Below are 16,348 nucleotides of genomic sequence, written 5' to 3'. Positions count from 1 at the left end.
GATGTTGATCGTGACGCCACAGCCCCTTCCCTGCGGTCCACGGAACCGCGCCAATTTATGCTCCCTGGATTTCTCGGACGTCTGCCTTCCGCCAATGCGCCAGGCGTCTCAACGGCGGTTCGTCGGCCATGGCCAGCACCACGAGCCCGCCCTTCACACCCGTGTTGTAAGCACGGGCGTGAAGGGCCGGTTCATCTGTGGCGTGAGCGAACCGAATCAGAGGTAGGGGCAATACTCTGAATTGTGCATGTGCTCTGGAAATTGACTGCCAACGTAGGCTACGAGGAGCTTTGCACCGAAAGTGCTCGCACAGCCAGGGAATCATCGATGGCTCCGAGTAAGCCACCTGAAGGCGATTCGACGAGCACAGGGCGCCCAGTGTCGATGAGTTTTTGCATAACACCTGCCAGAAGCTCGTCGCCGGTCACGGTGGAAGTTCGGAGCTGCAAGGAACCCAAAGTTCGGCTTGAGCCGTCCGATTTGAGGAGGTCCTGCGCCGTGATGACGAAAGGTGCACGCGCATCGGGACGGACCAGTGCTGAGCCGCCTCCATTCTGGGCAAGGGCGGTCAGGGCAGCCTCAACGGCCAATTCGGCGGACAGCTCAGGGAGAGCTTGCGCGATGGTCGCAGCACGAACGACCTTGGCGCGCGGAGCCTCCACAGCAAAGCGGCGGACATAGTCATCAGCAGGATTCAATACGATTTCCTCCGGTGTCCCTACCTGGACTAGAACACCGTCACGCATAATCGCGATGCGATCACCTACCTTTAGAGCCTCGGTCAGATCATGCGTAATGAATACCGACGTCTGGCTGCCGCCACGAGCAAGCCGCACTAGTTCGTCCTGCAGGTCGGCTCGGATTAGCGGATCAAGTGCGCTGAATGGCTCGTCCAGCAGCAGAAGCCGAGGGTTTTGAACAAGAGCGCGGGCAAGCCCCACACGCTGACGCATACCGCCGCTGAGCTCACTGGGGTACTTGCTTTCTGTCCCGGAAAGTCCGACCAGCTCGACCATTCGGTGCGCCCGTTCTTCCCGCTCTCGGCGTGGAACTCCAGAAATTTCCAGCCCATACGCGACATTCTGGAGCACTCGGCGATGAGGGAGCAACCCGAAGTGCTGGAATACCATGGCCCAATCGCGCCTCCGCTGCTCCGACAGCTGCGAATTCGATAACGTCAGCACGTGGCTGCCGTCGATGTCCACCCGGCCTGCCGTCGGCTCGATGAGTCTGGTGAGACAGCGGATAAGCGTCGATTTTCCGCTGCCCGAAAGCCCCATCACAACGAACGTCTCGCAAGGACGGACCTGGAATGAAACGCCGCGTACCGCTGTCATGTGACCCGGAACGTAGGTCGCGCCGTCGCGGTATTCCTGCAGCGCACGTTTGGGATTCGGACCATAGATCTTCCAAAGATCATCCACTTCAATGGTGGAGCCGGCGGTGGAAGGATCGCTTTCAGGGATGCGTGTCTGCTCAGTGCGAAGGTGCAGTCGCCCTGCTTGCGGGGACAGAACTTGTTTCGTCATTTGGCTTCCTAGCTACTTTGGTCATTGATGCATGCTGAGCGGATGCGATGAATTGTGCGCATCCGTTGAAGAGACGGTCCAGAACCACGCCCAGCAGGAACATTGCAAGACCCGCCTCCATCCCGGTACCCAACAAGGCGCGGTTAACTGACGTCAGGATGTTGGCGCCGAGACCAGGTGCCCCGATCATGGCACTGACGACTGCCATCGCAAGAGCCAAGAGCAAGGCCTGGTTGAGACCGACCATCATCGTCTGCAGTCCCATTGGAATACGGATCTGGCGGAGGATTTGGCCCGGCCTAGCCCCGAAAATCTGCGCTGCCTCGATCACCTCGTGGTCGGCTCCCCGAAGGCCCGCGTTGGTAAACCTGATCATTGGGGGAACTGCAGCGATGAAGGTGGCAAGCACTGCAGCTACTTCGCCTACTCCAAGGAGCATGACAGCGGGGATAACCAGCAGATAAATCGGCAAAGTCTGCATAATATCCAGCACAGGCCGGATGATTGCCGCTGCCGTGTCGTTCATAGCCATCAGCACACCAAGGGGGAACCCGATCAGTATCACGAGGACCAATGCCACGGTGACCACTGTCATGGTCAGTACCGTTGCTTCCCACATACCGAGGCAACCGATGAATGCGACGCCAAGCCCTAGAACCAGGCCTTGGATTCTACCAACGGTCAGTATGCCAACTGCCGCAGTGATCCCGACAACAAGTGCCCACGGAGTCGCGGCAAAGAAACTACCGAGCAGATTAAGGCCGTAAGTTTGGATCACCCCGCTGACTGAGTCCAGAAAAGGCCCCCAGGTGGTAGTTGCCCAGAGGACAGCTACCTCCACCGGTTCTCGAAGTCGTAGTGGCACTCCCCAGGGAGGATCCGAGAAGTACTGCCACCGACCGCGAAGAACCTGGGAAGCAAGTACGGTCAGCAGAAACAGCGCCAGGCAGACGTGAGCCGAACCGTACGGGGCGCGGAAGAACCCGATAAACCGTTGGAGCCAGCTTGAGGATCCATCGCGGTGTGATTTGAAGCTCCGCTCAACCTCACGGGGAGCGGTAGCGCGATCAATGATAACCGCGACCAGCACCAATGCAACGCCGGCTTGCAGGGCGTCACCGAATGCGAGACGGTTCAGCCCGCTCCAGATCGGAGCCCCGAGACCTGCGGCGCCAACCATGGCTGCCATGGTAGCCATGGCAATTGCGTACATGATCATCTGGTTGCTGCCCGCCCGGATACTGGGTTCAGCCATCGGTAACTTCACGCCGAACAAGAGTTGACGCCGGGTCGTACCAAGTGACGTTGCCGCTTCGAGCACCTCAGGCGAGACGTTGCGAAGCCCAACGCTTGTCATTCTGGCAAGCGGTGGCAGCGCCCAGATTACCGTCACTACCAGCGCTGCGGCATTGCCCATACCGAAGAGGAAGACGACAGGAACAAGATAAGCGAATGCCGGGAACGCCTGCATGGCATCGAGCAGCAACCGCACCATCGCGCTGGTTCGAGGACCCAACGATCCTATAAGACCGACGAGAATGCCCAACACAAATGCGGCTGAAACAGCAACAAGCATGAACGCTATCGTCTCTACTGTGTAGTCCCAGAACCCACCGAGGACAACCCATGCGAACAGGAGCGCGGTAAGTCCTGCGAGCTTAAGCCCCCGAAAGTGGGCAACCGCGAGCACTACTCCTGAAGCGAGGATAACCGGCGATATAGAACTCAGTATGGTCAGAAGGCCCTCGAACGTTTGCTCCAAGACAGCCGCGAATGGCTCGTAGGCCCAGGGGGCACTCTCTGCAAAAGAAGAGAATCCTGTTTCGAAGGCATTCCCTACTGGTAGACGCAGGGCTTCAGGGAAGCTCTTAGGTCCCCAGATCACGGCGGCGACTGCAACAATACCCACCAGGGCAACAAGACCGTAGTTCGAAAGAAGGCTGCTGCCCCTAGCAGGACTAATCCGGATCGCCACCATGGCCTCCTTTCTCGTAATTAGCACGCTCTTGGCTGAATTGTGTAGTCAGGGCCGCGTGATCAGTCCACCGATTCATCCGGTAACTCATCGCCCCAAGCTGCCTTTGCGGGCGCACGCTCAGTTCTCGGTTGTACTTCACGCCCAACTGGTCCAAACGTCCCGGTTGTCTTTCATCCATTCCTTGACGGCCTCTTGGGGTGACAGGCCGTCATCGATCACTTTTGCCTGCAGTTCCTGCAGCTGATCGTTGTTCAGATCGTAGTTTTTGAGGATCTGCCAAAGCGCTGGGTGGTCCTTCTCGACCACGGAAGAAGCCCACTGATAGATGACAGTTTCAGGCCACTGGCACGCGTACGTCGTGCCCCAGCATTCTTTGGTGTGTTCGGGGAACTCAACGCGGGTGAGGTCGTACTTCTGCGTCATGTAGTTCGGGCGCCACATCAAACCGAGCCACGGTTTGCCCTGTTCATACGCTCGTGTCAGATCGGCGTACAAGGCAGCTTCTGAACCGGCGAACACCATTTCGTAGTTGAGTTTGAGGTTCTCGATGCGCTGAGGATCACCGTAGGCAAACGCCCAGGACTCCGCGCCCGACATGAACTGTCCTTTAGTGCCCGTCTTCGCGGTCGCAAAGGCGGAAGCACAGTCGTTCAGCGCCTCCCAATTCGGCAACCCAGGACATGCAGGCTCGATGCCTCGCTTTTCGTCTCCCTTAATGACGTAGGTCGGGACATACCATCCTTCTTCCCCCGGGTAATCGGTGGTGCCGACCTCTACGACGCCCCCTTCGCCGGCATACTTGTCCCACAGTTCGGGTGTCTGCCATTTCCAATACGCCATTCCGACAATGGGCTGCCCCTTGGAGGCAGCCGCCATGGTCTCGGTCACGGCACCCTGGAGTACTTCAGCCTGACCCCCCAGTTCGTTGACCACGGCGACCATCAGGTTTGCCTGGATGTCCTGTTCCAGGTCTCCTACGGTGGTGAACTGAACTTTGCCTTCGTCCTTCAGCGCGGAAGCAATTGCGGAATCCACCGCTTCCGAGCCGGGACCAGCTGCCTCTTGTGGGGTGCAGCCGCTTATAAGGCCAATCGTGCACAGCCCGGCGACGACGGCCATTGGCCATCGCTTATTTGCCCAAAAGGATATCTTGGTCATGTTGCCTCCTAGACTTTCGGTATTGGAAGGCGATCTGGGAAGTCACCTGTCTCACCACTAGTGAAGAACTATGATGTGCGTCACGACACTGGGAAAATTCCAGTGATTCGCCGACTATTTGTGGGGGTCACGAAACGGAGGGTTCGGCGTTGAGCATGGATAGCTGTCCCAAATAGGTGAGCGTGTAGCAGAAAACGCCACGTCCCCCGTAACGCCGACGTAGAACCTTTTGACAAGACCATGGCTTAGCAATGGTTCGCTCTTATTCAGCCGCCTAGATTCTGGCCAGAGCTTCGTAAACCTCCCAAGAACCGGATGGGACCTGTTCGTAGGAAGTTTGATTCATGTTCAGAAGCAATCCGGAACAAAATCCGCATCGGGGTGCTCGTGGTAACAGTTCCGCTTTCAGCGCGGTCTCCAGCACATTCCTCGTGAACTGGTTCAGCAGCCCGCCCGGGCCTACCTGGCTCACGCCCTGCTCCTTGGCATGCGTGAGCAACGCTCCGCAAGCTCCTTCTGATCGATGATCTCTCCCGTCACAGGATCGATCATCACCTCTGTCATCTCGGTCGTGGATTCCGACACGGCCGTCTCCTTTCGGGTCAGGCCGGACCCTCACACACCGTTATTCAGACAGTCACGTGGCAGGACGCGGATCCGGCGCGCGACCGGGGAACCGGGCTGGATTCCCAGATCTTCTGGCCTCTTGGGGCATTGGCGCTCTTGGCGGCCCGCATTTGGACGTAGGGTTCGAACAGGTCGTGGGTGTGCATTCGAGATGTCGCAGAGCGCTGCGAAGGTCTGGGCGGGAATGCGTTCCGGGGTCCCCTCCGTCAGCGCTGTAGCGGAGGTGGTCTGCCACAGCCCCATAGCAATCAGAGCAACGGAGGCAACAATGAGCAGCACCCAGATTGCGGTGAGGGGCCAGCTTCGCGGGTACCTGGACTCGGACATAGTTCCCTGACAGCCCCTGTCCGTGTGCATTATTAGTCGCTAAGGTTTTGTTCTTGTGCCCATTGGGGGCAGTTCGAGCGCTTCGTAATCTTGTCCCATACGTTTGTTCTGCACCACACAAAGATGAGGTTCAACGATGAAGCGCATCACACTGCTTTTGAAGCATGCCGGCCGCTCCGGCGCCACCGGCTCCCATTGCCCTGCCACGGGGCTCTGGAGCCCGGAAGGGGAACCGCAAGTGGTCCAGCCGTTCGCGGAAGGACACGTCTTTCCGGCTTACAACGGTAAAGCCGCTACCTGGCGTCCCGCCGACGAGACGCCATGAGAGCGGCTAACTTAAGCTGCAGCTTTGACCCTTTTCAGCCGAGGAGTCGGTGGAGTTGGCGCAACGGGCGGAACTCTCTTGTGGGGAGAGGCGTGGGTCCGCGAGAGCCTGAATCCGGGTGGGAACCGCCCAAGGATGATGACACGGACCCTTGGCAGCCGAGGCCACCGATGGGTATCCCTTCCTGATCCAGCTCGTGGGCTACTTGGTGGTCTGCGTGGTTCCTCCACCACACGCCCATGCGCAGTGGGTCCGTCGAGGCGGAGGAATTCCCAAGCTCTCCATAGTGCTTCCGGTCGACTGATGGCTTCTTCGTGTTTCCACCAGGACGGGCCCCATGTTCGATTGGTTCCGCTGAGGCTGCGCCGGTAGGACGGGGAGAGGTGTTCCTGGACGAAGCTGACCACGTCCGGGTAGAAGAGCTCCGGCTAAGGGGTTACTTCTTCCAGCTCAATGGCCGGGGAGAGGTCTGAAATAGGCCCTCTGATACCTCCGGCTGAGGGTGTTTACTGCCGGCGGCGGGACGAAGGCGCGTCTGCGTCGACGCTAAACGGGCGGATTAATCCGCAGGACCACGTCGCTGCCCCACGCCTCATCAGCACCCACAACGTTGGCGCCCGCGGCAACGTAATCCTCATCACGGAACGAGGCGGACTCCCCCGCACCCTTCTCGACCACAACCTCGTAGCCCAACCCCAACAACTGTCTGACGGTGACCGGCATCGCCGCCACTCTCTTCTCGCGGATCAACTCGGCCACAATGCCAAATACGTGTCACTAACTTCACATTCTTTGATGTATGTTGCCGAAGATTCCGCCGAGCTGGTCAAGCGGCCGGGCAGCGGTATTCCGAAAGCCGTCCTTGCCCGTAATCACGCATCAGCCGGGAGCGGTCTGCCAGTACTTCGCCACGCCACGCTAGAGTGAACCGCTCCCCTGCCGGCGCCATTGTGGTCCCATAGCCGCCGTAGCTTGACGGAAGTTCCCTTATCGGCCTTCAAAGCACGGGAGTAAAAGTGGATGCGAGAACTCCGGACCAGGCCGCATTTGGCGAAGGGGTGCGTGGGCGGTGAGAAGCAGCGCAAGAAGTGTCATGCGGCAGAAGATCCCAAGTGGCCGGCCACCTACGGCCAGCCACCTGGGATCCGATCAACTCCCCCGCTCGCACCTTTGGCGAAGGGCTACGTCATCCAAGGCTCCGTCACTGTCGGCCGATGCTACTGTACGTTTCTGGCTTCGCTTTGCAATAAACGACGGCCATTACGATACCTAGAACAAACAGGTCCACAATCAAAGCCATTAGAGCGGGACCGGCGGCGCCAGGAATGGGTGACGAAGATGCCGAAGCTACACATGGGGGACCGCTCCTTCGAGCTGCCCTTTGACGCAGTTGAGTGACCTCGGGGCCATCCGGAGCGGATCGTAGTGGCGGCCGGTGCGCATGGTTCATGACGCTCTTCGGCCGGGACTCCCTTTGGGCCTCGAAAATGGCGTCGGGGGTAGATCCCTCTTCGGCGCTCGGCATCTTGCAGACTCTGGCTGACCGTCAAGGCAGCGTGGTGGATCCCGAGAGCGAGGAGGAGCCGGGCAAGATCCTGCACGAGGTCAGGTCCGGCGTCTCAAGCGGGCTTGCGCTGGGCTGCAGGTCCGCCTACTACGGCAGCGTCGACACCACACCGCTATTGGGGTCCACCTTGGGATCGGTGAGCCGCTGGGGCTTTGCCAGGGACACCATCGCTGCCCTGCTCCCCCACGCCGACAGAGCACTCGATTCGATCCGGAACTACGGGGACAGGACGCTGACGGAGTCGTCGAATACGAGCGTCTCAACGATCAGAGCCTCACCAACCAAGGGCGGAAGGACTCTTACCTGGACAACGACATTAGTCAAGCCACGCTCGGCTCGTGTCCAAGCCGAGCGTGGCGAAGAGGCAGACGGCCTGGACGGCTCATAGGCGCTCAGTCGGTCGAATTCTCGTGTTAGAGGCTGATACCTTCCGGTGCAGCATGCCGGTAGAAATCGACATATTCAGCAGGAAGTGGATCGTTGTTGAGGATGACGTCGGCGGCTTTTTCGGCGATCATCATGACCGGTGCGTAGAGGTTGGCGTTAGGGATAGAGGGCATCACGGAGGCATCGACGACTCGAATGCCTTGAACTCCGTGTACTCGGAAGCTGCGGGGATCAACGACGGACTGGTCGTCGTTCCCCATCTTGCAGGTTCCGCAGGGATGATAGGTCGTCTCGGCATCCTCGGAGACCCAATCGAGGATCTCCTTGTCGGTCTCTACTTCGGGGCCGGGCGAGAGCTCGCCGCCGTTGAAGGGTGCGAAGGCGGGCTGATTCATGAGGGCTCGTGTAGCCCGAACACCGTCAATCCATTCCTGCCTATCACGGTCCGTGGAAAGATAGTTAAAGGTTGCCACCGGTTGCTCGAAAGGATCCCTGTTCCGCAGTTTGATGTGCCCCTTTGACTGTGGCTGCTGCGGACCGAGATTGATTTGATATGCGTGAGGGGCCGGAGCAGGTGAACCGTCGTTCCGTACCCCAAGCGTGAGCATTGTGAGCATGAGGTTCGGCATTGGGGCGTCATCGAACGAGCGGATGAAGCCGCCGCCCTCGAAGTGATTGGACGCGCCCGGCCCGGTCCTACTAAACAGCCACTTCAGACCAGTCATCGGATAGGTGTACTTTTTGACGATGCTCTGGTTGGTGACGGGCTGCTTGCACTTGTAGTTGATGAACGCTTCAAGATGATCCTGCAGGTTCTCGCCGACGCCAGGCAGATCGGCAACGACGTCGATGCCGTGCTGCCTTAGCTCTGCGGCGTTACCAACGCCCGAGAGTTGCAGCAGTTGTGGCGAGTTGTACGCACCGCCGCTCAGAATAACTTCCGTGCCCCTCGCGATGGTTCGCCTGCGACGCCGGGTGGCAAACTCGACGCCGACTGCGCGTGTTCCCTCGAAGACCACCCGTGTTGCTCGGGCGCCGGTGATGACATGGAGGTTCTTGCGCTTCTTCGCCGGCTCGAAGTAGGTGCGTGCAGCGTTGTAGCGTTCGCCGTTCTCGATGTTTGAATCGAACGATGAGAATCCCTCTTGGCGGTAGCCGTTTACGTTGTTAACTAGCTCGTAGCCCGATTGCTTGGCCGCTTCGAAGAGCGCATCAAACAGTGGGTTTCGCTTACCGTTGTAGTGATGCTGGTTAACTGGAATGGGTCCCGATCGACCTCGGTACTCACCGGTCGGATCCGACCCTTTGAACTTCTCGATCCGCTTGAAATACGGAAGAACGTGCGCGTAGTCCCATTCTTCGGTTCCGGTTTCTTGAGCCCACCGCTCGTAGACGAGTGGGTTGGCGCGCTGATAAAACATCCCGTTGATTGAGCTGCTTCCACCCATGACCCTGCCGTGATAGTGGTCAATTCTGCGCCCACGAAGTTCGGCCTCCGGCTCCGACTTGGTGCGCCAATCATAGAGGGGGTGGCCCATGAGGAACAGGAATGCTGCGGGCACTCGCACGGGAATGTCCAATAAGGAGTGCCTGTGACCGGCTTCAAGGACTAGTACCTGGTTTCCCGGATCTTCGCTCAGCCGGTTCGCGAGAACACAACCAGCGGATCCTCCCCCAACAATGATGTAGTCGTAACCGTCAAGCTTCATCCCGTTATCCTCACTTGGTAAGTGGCGTTCTTCGAGCGGGCCAATCCGAGCGGACTGATCCGAGCAAGCGCCGTGGCCTTGCTCACATCCTTCCTAAGTTTCTGGGAGGACGGGATAGGAAGGATTACGAACTGGCAGACGGCGTTTTGTGATTGATGACAGGCTTGCAGATCTAAATGTTTCCGGAGGCAGTAGCCCAGAAGCTGAGCGGATAGCTTGAATCCTCGTCCAGTTGTGCCATGTCTCACTTTTTCGTGGCTGTTTCAGAGAATTTCCGAGGCGGTGTCCCTTACCGGCAAGCGATGATTGAGCACGGACGATGACCTACCTCGGACGACGACCACAGAAGGAATTGATGATGACCCTGGACAGCATGGACCTTACAGCCTTTGCGGAAACGTACCTCGCTAACAAGAGTGATGAAAACGCTTCAAAGGTGTTCAACCCGGCGACCGGAGAAGTGATCGCCAGGTTCCCGATTGCATCTGATGCCGATGTAGATGCGGCCGTGCAGCGAGCTTCGGAGGCGTTCAAGACTTGGGGAAGCACCTCCCCGGCTGAGCGCGCGGCCGTGCTGCTTAAAATTGCTGACGCGGTCGAGCAGGAGAGCGATGAATTCGCGCGGATCGAAAGTGAGAACGTAGGGCTTCCCCTTGAAGATGTGCGCGAGTTCGTGGTGCCGACAATTGTCGATGTTCTCCGATTCTTCGCAGGCGCTGCTCGCATCTCCACGGCGCCATCAGCCGATGAGTACGACAGCGAGAGCACTTCATGGGTTCGGCGGGAGCCGCTCGGTGTCGTCGGACTCATCACACCCTGGAACTACCCCCTACTGATGGGTGCCTGGAAGATCGCACCGGCACTCGCCGCCGGCAACACTATGCTGATCAAGCCGGCGACCGTGACGCCGCTCAGCACCATCAAGCTGGTCCAGATCGCCAACCGCTTCCTTCCTGAAGGAGTGATCAACCTGATTCTTGGTAGCGGAACGGCGGGGACCGCTATGGCTAAGCACCCTGGAATTCGAAAGATCGCCTTCACCGGTGCAACTTCGACTGGCAAGTTTGTGGCAGCAACTGCTGCAGAGACCGTCAAGAAAGTGGGCCTGGAGCTCGGTGGCAAAGCACCGGTGCTGGTCTTCGCTGATAGTCCAATCCGCAAGACGGCCAAAGACCTCGTGACCTTTGGGTTTTCCGGGGCTGGCCAGGATTGCACAGCTGCGTGCCGCATCATCGTCGAAGAATCTGTGTACGAGGAATTCGTTGATGAATATTGCAGGGCAGTCAGCGAGCTTATCCTCGGTGACCCATCAGATCCTGCCACGACGCTGGGCCCGGTGATTTCGGAAAAGCAACTGAAGTCGGTACTCGGGTTCATCGAACGCGCCCGGGAAGCCGGCAACACCATCAAGATGGGCGGAAAACAGGCAAATCGTCCGGGCTGGTTCATCGAACCCACTGTGATCACAGACGTGAAGCAGACAGATGAGATCGTTCAGAGCGAGGTGTTCGGCCCGGTGGTGAGTATCCAGTCGGCACAAAGTGATGACGAAATGCTGCAGTTCGCGAATGACGTCAACTACGGCCTGTCAGCCAGCGTCTGGACGACCAACCTTGCGCGCACCCTGCGCTTCACCAGAGAACTTCGCTTCGGCACAGTCTGGGTGAACCAACACACACCGAACGTCTCTGAGATGCCTTTCGGCGGATACGGCGAGTCGGGCTACGGCCGCGAGCTATCGCTGCACGGATTGGACGAGTACTCCCAGCTGAAGCACGTCATGGTCAAGCCTGGGCTGGACCTCTAGAACTGAGACAACTAAGAGATGACAGGGAGATCAATGACCACGATGACGAAAATTCCCGTAATGATGGCTGCGGTTCAACTGGTCGGGCACGGAGGGCTCGACCAGCTGGTGTACCGGACCGATGTGCCGACCCCTGTTGCGGAGCCGGGAGGAGTCCTGGTCAAGGTTGGTGCGTGTGCGCTCAACAATACCGAGATCAACACCCGCACAGGATGGTACGACCGGGTGGTGGAGGAGTCGGTCTCGGAGGAGCTTGGTCTGTCTGGGCGCGAGGACGGGGCCGGTGCCACCTGGAATAGCACGAAAATGTCGTTTCCTCGGGTTCAGGGGGCTTCGGTGGCTGGAACGATCGTGGCAGTCGGGGAGGGAGTGGATGAAAGCCGGATCGGTACCCGAGTTGTCGTCGACCCGTCTGTTCGGGATCCAAAGCTGCCTCGCCGTGCTCAGATTGTCGAGTACTTGGGCGGTGACCGAGACGGCGGATTCGCGGAATATGTAAACGTGCCGTCCGTGAACGCGCACAGGGTGAGCACTGACCTCAGTGATGCGGAACTCGCCACTTTCCCGTGCTCTTACGACACCGCCGAAGAGATGCTGGCTCGGACCGAGCTTAGTGAGGGCGAGACCGTCGTCGTAACAGGTGCGGCCGGCGGCGTGGGTACTGCAACTATCCAGCTGGCCCAGGCACGTGGCGCCCGCGTTGTCGCAATTGCGAGTGCGGGGAAAGAGGCCCGGCTGAGGGAACTCGGCGTCGACGGATTTGTCGCACGGGAGGAACCGGACCTAGTGCGTGCTGTTGCAGATATCATCGGTGAACGCGGCGCCGACGTTGTCATCGACGTTGTCGGTGGCAGCATGTTCGAGAGTTTGCTTCTCATGCTTCGGCGCGGGGGTCGGTACGCAACAGCAGGCGCTATCGGTGGACCGGTGAGTCGTATCGACCTTCGGGAACTCATCTATAAGGACCTGGACTTGCACGGGATCACGAACCCGACGCCTGAAACGTTCGCTCGTCTCGTCGGTCTCATCGAGGAGGGAAAGATCAAGCCTCTCGTAGAGGAAGTCTTTCCGCTCTCTAAGGTCGGAGAAGCTCAGGAGACGTTGCTTAGGAGAACCCATATCGGCAAGATTGTCGTGGTGCCTGACGGTTCTATGAGTTCCTACTCAAGTACCCACAATTGAAAAGAGGAACTTCTTGGACCTGGTTCAGTAGCCCGAGAACTCACCGCTAGAAGGATTCGGCCCTGTCGTCACGATCCAGTCGGCCAAGGGCCATGATGAATTGCACAGGCTCGCGAACGATGTTAACTTCGTGGGGTTGTCTGCGGGAGTCTGGACCACAAACCTCTCCCCCGCACACTCCGCTTCTCAAAGGAACTGCAGTTCGGTACTGCCTGGGTAAACCAGCACATATTCCCAGCGTCCGAAATGCCCTTGGCGGGTACGGCGAGTCCCGGGATGGGGCGCGAACTCTCTGCCAACGGAATAGACGAGTACTCGCAGCTCAAGCATGTGATGGTCAAGCCAGACATCACCGCCTAAAACTAAAGAGTCGCGTTTGGGGGCCCACTCTACCGGTGGGTCCCCAAGTCGTACCTGCCCATAATTTGACGGAGTAGAAAACGCACCGGTTCTTCATACGGTGAAAATTCTACCGCCGACGACAGATTGTTGGAGAAATTGATCCACGAGCAGTGGATACGGGGGCTCTGTCCTTAATGGAGCTGCGGCTCTTGGGCTGAGACCTTCGGGGGTGGATGCCGCATCTTTGTGCTGAACCTTTATACGTCAATGAGAGAGATGTCGACATTGGTGCTGGCCGCTGCTGCCACGCCTGTCGTGCCACTTGAGCCTTCACAGCCTGATCTGGAGGAAAGACTATGCTGTTGAACCTCGTCAGGGAGTTCCTGCTCCGCCCCATCCCCGCGCGCAGAGGCTGGGACGCGCCGCCCGCCGTGCGAATTGGTCTTGCCACTTCCAGCCTCGGATTACTCCCCTTGGGGACCAATCTAATAACCCCTCTTTTCCCAGTGTTCCAGGAACGTATGTCACTGGGCAACGGCGCCGTTACGGCAGCGTTCGTAGCCTATATCTTGCCGGTCGTAATTGGATTACCCCTTTTTGGCCACTGGTCCGAGTACATGGGCCGACGGGTTGTGCTCGTGACAAGCTTGACGCTTGGCATCCTTGCGGCAGTAGTTGTCCTCACGGCTTCGGGCCTCCCCGGACTACTGGCAGGGCGGGCACTTCACGGACTGGCAGTTGCTCTGTCGTTCGGGGCTGGCGCAGCAGCACTTAGGGACCTATTGCCGGGCGAACCGGATCTTTGCGCGAGGATCATCCTCCTTGCGTCCGTGGGAGGCGGCGCCGCCGGCCCCCTTGTCGGTGGATGGTTATCGGAGCTCGGCGATCCGGTTGGAGTGCCGTTCTCGGTGTATCTCGTGACTTTAGCGGTGGTCGTCATCTTGCTGGCCGCGGTGCGTGCGAATCCTCCAGTTCTTGCTCCCAGACCGCATGGCTTCTTCGAGAGTCTGCGCCCGCCCCGCCCATCGTTACCCAGAGCTGCCTCAAGGTCGTTCTTTATCACCTCGGGTACTGGTTTTGTATCATTTGCCGTGTTTGGTTTTTTTCTCTCCGTCGCCCCGGCGTTCTTTGCCCCTATGCTAGGCGGAGCCAGGATCATGGGCGGGCTCACAGGGGCGCTGATACTGGGCGCCTCAGCATGCGCGCAGTTACTACCGATTCATGGCCGTCAAAGAGCCGCGGTCAGCCTGATGGTTATGGCAGGAAGCCTTGTGCTGATCGTGTCCGCCCAAATTCAGCAACTCCCGGGGATGCTTCTGATTGCTGTAACCCTCACTGGACTGAGCCAGGGTTTGGGTTTCCGGACACTCTTCGGCGCACTTAACTCAGAACTCCCGCCAGGAGCCGCTGCCCAGAGCGTAAGCCTCATGTATGTCATCACCTATCTGGGTAGCGCCCTGCCGGTTCTTGGTCTTGGGTATGGCATGGATTATTGGGGCGCCGCGGCCGCAGTCAACACGTTCCTGCTGGGCGCTTCAGGATGCGTTCTTATCATCGCCGGCGTCTGCCTGGTGCATCACCGGCAAGCCCGAGGAGCCGAATAAGCCACACAAGTTGGTCATGCAAATGTCTTGAAGCTCAACCAATTCGACCGCGAAGATTCCACGCGAGAGTCTGCGGCTATGTGACGCAGCCACGCCCTAAGACGGCCTACGTGGACGAAGGTGGCGCCCAAAGCTGTGTCTAGATCGGGCTGGCCGGTTGCATCCGCCCGCAGGGGAAAGCAGAGGTCCGGAAAGGAAAAGGGGAGGGCAAGGAGCCGCCCGGAAGGAAATACCCGTTCGCGTTCTGGCCGGTCGTCTCCCCGCCACGTCCCGGGGTCAACGTCTGCGGGTTCAGTGCTGCGCGATGAACTCCAGGAGTTGAGCGTTGAACTCAGGATATTCGTTCAGGTAGGGGTCGTGGCCGCTGTGCTCAAATACACTTAGGCGGCCGTCGGGCACAGTGTCGGCAAACCAGCGCATTCCCTCAAGCTCGTAGAACGGGGTATGCCGGCCGGTGATGACCAGTGTCGGGACCGCGATCCGCGGCACGACGTCGCGCCAATCGGAGACCATGTGATCGATGAGCAGGCGGCGTGCCTTGTCGAACGGGAACGTCTCCCAAGAGGGCTCGATCGAATCGACCAACTCTTTCACGAAGTCGGGCATAGCCGGTTCACGGGCATTATCGAACCATTCGAACCGAAAATGGGCCGCATCGAAGACGTTTTGCTCCGTGATGCCACGGAGACCCCATTGCCAGTCCTCGCCGTTGACGATCTTCGGGGACTGGTCAACTGCGACGAATGCCGTTGTGCGCTCCCAGGGATTAGTGGCGATGGAAAAGTGAGCCAGGCTGACATTCGCTCCCATCGAGTGACCGACGAGAACAACGTCACGGAGGTCCAAGGCGGTCAACAGCTCGCCGAGATCCAGAGCGAGGCGGCTCATCCTCTGTCCGTGCTCCGGGAGGTCAGAGCGCCCGTGGCACCTGTGGTCATATCTGATCACACGGTATCCAGCTTGCACCAGAGCATCGCGCTGCCACACGAAGTGTGCGCTTTGCGCTTGGAAGCCGGAGGAGAAGACAACCGGGCGCCCTTCGCCCTCATCGTCGTAGCGGAGTGTCACTCCATCAGAGGTTTCGAAGGCCAAGTTAGTACCGCTCACGCAAATTCCCTTTCAATTGTTCTGACTGATGCTAGGCCTCGGCGCTGTTTTTTCTGGCACGGCGAGCCCGAAAAAAATCTTCTAAACCATCAGGACGTAGACGTACGGGTTCAATCGTTCGCTGACATACGAATACCTGCTCTGTAGCAGCGAGGTTAAGGAGGTCATCCAAGATGGCAAGCGTAGGCGGCAAAAACCTGAGATTCCCGGCACTTTCCCCGTCCAGGAGTTCCTGTACCGGCGACCACTGCGATTGCGATGCCTCAGTAGTAGCGTGACGCGGTTCCACGCCCGGCATCACCGCACTGACAAAAAAGTAAGTATCAAATCGTTTCGGCGAACCTTCCGGCGTTATCCAGTTAGCCCATGGTCTAAGCGCCTCTGGGTCTAAGGCTATGTTGCACTCCTCCGACACCTCCCGGGTCGCTGCAGCAATCAGCCGGCCAGCCTCACGCCGTGCCTGAGACAAGTTCTCTCCAATGCTGGTGCGCTTCCAAGCATCAACGTGCGCCTCCAGCAGGGAAGCGCTGAATTGCAGGTGTGAGGAGTCAATCTCGTCAACCCGCCCCCCGGGAAATGCGATGACGTCGGCAGCAAAATCCATGGTCGAGGCCCTATGCTGAACAAACACTTCGAGTCCAGCCGGTGAGTCCCTAAGCAGAACGACGCTCACCGCAAGGCGCGGACTAACCAAAGGTC

At 58.8% G+C, this 16,348-nt stretch carries 13 protein-coding genes and 2 pseudogenes; 7 read left to right on the top strand and 8 right to left on the bottom strand.

Annotated elements, in window-relative coordinates; all coding sequences use genetic code 11:
• Nucleotides 1-278: 278 nt before the first annotated feature.
• The 3 genes from QFZ70_RS01375 to QFZ70_RS01365 form a co-directional block, all read right to left on the bottom strand.
• Complete coding sequence (locus QFZ70_RS01375; RefSeq protein ID WP_307093738.1) at nt 279-1,529, bottom strand: glycine betaine/L-proline ABC transporter ATP-binding protein; 1,251 nt, start codon at nt 1,527-1,529, stop codon at nt 279-281.
• On the bottom strand, nt 1,477-3,507 hold the full coding sequence (locus tag QFZ70_RS01370) for a proline/glycine betaine ABC transporter permease (protein WP_307093737.1): 2,031 nt from the start codon (nt 3,505-3,507) through the stop codon (nt 1,477-1,479). Before QFZ70_RS01370 ends, QFZ70_RS01375 begins: the two co-directional genes overlap by 53 nt.
• A 135-nt stretch (nt 3,508-3,642) precedes the next feature.
• Nucleotides 3,643-4,665 (bottom strand): glycine betaine ABC transporter substrate-binding protein, encoded by a 1,023-nt coding sequence (locus QFZ70_RS01365; protein WP_307093736.1) that lies wholly within the window; start codon nt 4,663-4,665, stop codon nt 3,643-3,645.
• Nucleotides 4,666-5,755: 1,090 nt separating this feature from the next.
• Here QFZ70_RS01365 and QFZ70_RS01355 point away from each other — a divergent pair.
• Nucleotides 5,756-5,944 carry a hypothetical protein gene (locus tag QFZ70_RS01355; protein WP_307093735.1) on the top strand — a complete coding sequence of 63 codons (189 nt, stop codon included), beginning with the start codon at nt 5,756-5,758 and terminating at the stop codon, nt 5,942-5,944.
• 11 nt (nt 5,945-5,955) lie between these two features.
• Here QFZ70_RS01355 and QFZ70_RS01350 read toward each other — a convergent pair whose 3' ends face one another.
• Together QFZ70_RS01350 and QFZ70_RS01345 are read right to left on the bottom strand one after the other, a co-directional pair.
• Nucleotides 5,956-6,351, bottom strand: a complete 396-nt coding sequence (locus QFZ70_RS01350) for a DUF4913 domain-containing protein (protein WP_307093734.1) — start codon at nt 6,349-6,351, stop codon at nt 5,956-5,958.
• 139 nt (nt 6,352-6,490) lie between these two features.
• Nucleotides 6,491-6,703: a hypothetical protein gene (locus QFZ70_RS01345; RefSeq protein ID WP_307093733.1), complete on the bottom strand. Its 213-nt coding sequence runs from the start codon at nt 6,701-6,703 to the stop codon at nt 6,491-6,493.
• A gap of 549 nt (nt 6,704-7,252) precedes the next feature.
• Here QFZ70_RS01345 and QFZ70_RS01340 point away from each other — a divergent pair.
• Nucleotides 7,253-7,856, top strand: a pseudogene (locus tag QFZ70_RS01340) (amylo-alpha-1,6-glucosidase); the annotation flags it as partial.
• A 68-nt stretch (nt 7,857-7,924) separates the two neighbouring features.
• Here the strand turns inward: QFZ70_RS01340 and QFZ70_RS01335 are convergent.
• Nucleotides 7,925-9,607 (bottom strand): choline dehydrogenase, encoded by a 1,683-nt coding sequence (locus QFZ70_RS01335; RefSeq protein WP_307093732.1) that lies wholly within the window; start codon nt 9,605-9,607, stop codon nt 7,925-7,927.
• A gap of 355 nt (nt 9,608-9,962) precedes the next feature.
• Between QFZ70_RS01335 and QFZ70_RS01330 the strand changes: the two genes are divergently transcribed.
• From QFZ70_RS01330 to QFZ70_RS01320, 5 genes and pseudogenes are all read left to right on the top strand, one after another.
• The gene (locus QFZ70_RS01330) at nt 9,963-11,414 is read left to right on the top strand and encodes an aldehyde dehydrogenase family protein (protein ID WP_307093731.1); all 1,452 of its coding nucleotides are present in this window, start codon (nt 9,963-9,965) and stop codon (nt 11,412-11,414) included.
• Nucleotides 11,415-11,447: 33 nt separating this feature from the next.
• Nucleotides 11,448-12,596 (top strand): alcohol dehydrogenase family protein, encoded by a 1,149-nt coding sequence (locus tag QFZ70_RS01325; protein WP_307093730.1) that lies wholly within the window; start codon nt 11,448-11,450, stop codon nt 12,594-12,596.
• A gap of 61 nt (nt 12,597-12,657) precedes the next feature.
• A pseudogene (locus QFZ70_RS18900) lies at nt 12,658-12,816 on the top strand (aldehyde dehydrogenase family protein); the annotation flags it as partial.
• Complete coding sequence (locus QFZ70_RS18895; RefSeq protein WP_373461660.1) at nt 12,747-12,956, top strand: aldehyde dehydrogenase family protein; 210 nt, start codon at nt 12,747-12,749, stop codon at nt 12,954-12,956. The pseudogene QFZ70_RS18900 and the gene QFZ70_RS18895, both read left to right, overlap by 70 nt.
• Before the next feature lie 338 nt (nt 12,957-13,294).
• The gene (locus tag QFZ70_RS01320) at nt 13,295-14,542 is read left to right on the top strand and encodes an MFS transporter (RefSeq protein ID WP_307093729.1); all 1,248 of its coding nucleotides are present in this window, start codon (nt 13,295-13,297) and stop codon (nt 14,540-14,542) included.
• Nucleotides 14,543-14,833: 291 nt separating this feature from the next.
• Here the strand turns inward: QFZ70_RS01320 and QFZ70_RS01315 are convergent, their stop codons facing one another.
• Entirely contained in the window at nt 14,834-15,610 is a 777-nt protein-coding gene (locus QFZ70_RS01315) for an alpha/beta fold hydrolase (RefSeq protein WP_307097764.1), read from the bottom strand.
• A gap of 70 nt (nt 15,611-15,680) precedes the next feature.
• Nucleotides 15,681-16,253, bottom strand: a complete 573-nt coding sequence (locus QFZ70_RS01310; RefSeq protein ID WP_373461503.1) for an NUDIX domain-containing protein — start codon at nt 16,251-16,253, stop codon at nt 15,681-15,683.
• Nucleotides 16,254-16,348: the final 95 nt, after the last annotated feature.

The organism is Arthrobacter sp. V1I9 (genome assembly GCF_030817075.1).
Classification (GTDB): Bacteria; Actinomycetota; Actinomycetes; order Actinomycetales; family Micrococcaceae; genus Arthrobacter.
Note: the sequence above shows the minus strand (reverse complement) of the source record. Positions and strands in the feature narration are given on the sequence as shown.

Bases quoted from the DNA above. Each gene is read 5' to 3' on its own strand.
- QFZ70_RS01325 (WP_307093730.1), top strand. From the start codon at position 11,448: ATGACCACGATGACGAAAATTCCCGTAATGATGGCTGCGGTTCAACTG.
- QFZ70_RS01355 (WP_307093735.1), top strand. From the start codon at position 5,756: ATGAAGCGCATCACACTGCTTTTGAAGCATGCCGGCCGCTCCGGCGCC.
- QFZ70_RS01370 (WP_307093737.1), bottom strand. From the start codon at position 3,507: ATGGTGGCGATCCGGATTAGTCCTGCTAGGGGCAGCAGCCTTCTTTCG.
- QFZ70_RS01310 (WP_373461503.1), bottom strand. From the start codon at position 16,253: ATGGATTTTGCTGCCGACGTCATCGCATTTCCCGGGGGGCGGGTTGAC.
- QFZ70_RS01335 (WP_307093732.1), bottom strand. From the start codon at position 9,607: ATGAAGCTTGACGGTTACGACTACATCATTGTTGGGGGAGGATCCGCT.
- QFZ70_RS01330 (WP_307093731.1), top strand. From the start codon at position 9,963: ATGATGACCCTGGACAGCATGGACCTTACAGCCTTTGCGGAAACGTAC.
- QFZ70_RS01375 (WP_307093738.1), bottom strand. From the start codon at position 1,529: ATGACGAAACAAGTTCTGTCCCCGCAAGCAGGGCGACTGCACCTTCGC.
- QFZ70_RS01320 (WP_307093729.1), top strand. From the start codon at position 13,295: ATGCTGTTGAACCTCGTCAGGGAGTTCCTGCTCCGCCCCATCCCCGCG.
- QFZ70_RS01365 (WP_307093736.1), bottom strand. From the start codon at position 4,665: ATGACCAAGATATCCTTTTGGGCAAATAAGCGATGGCCAATGGCCGTC.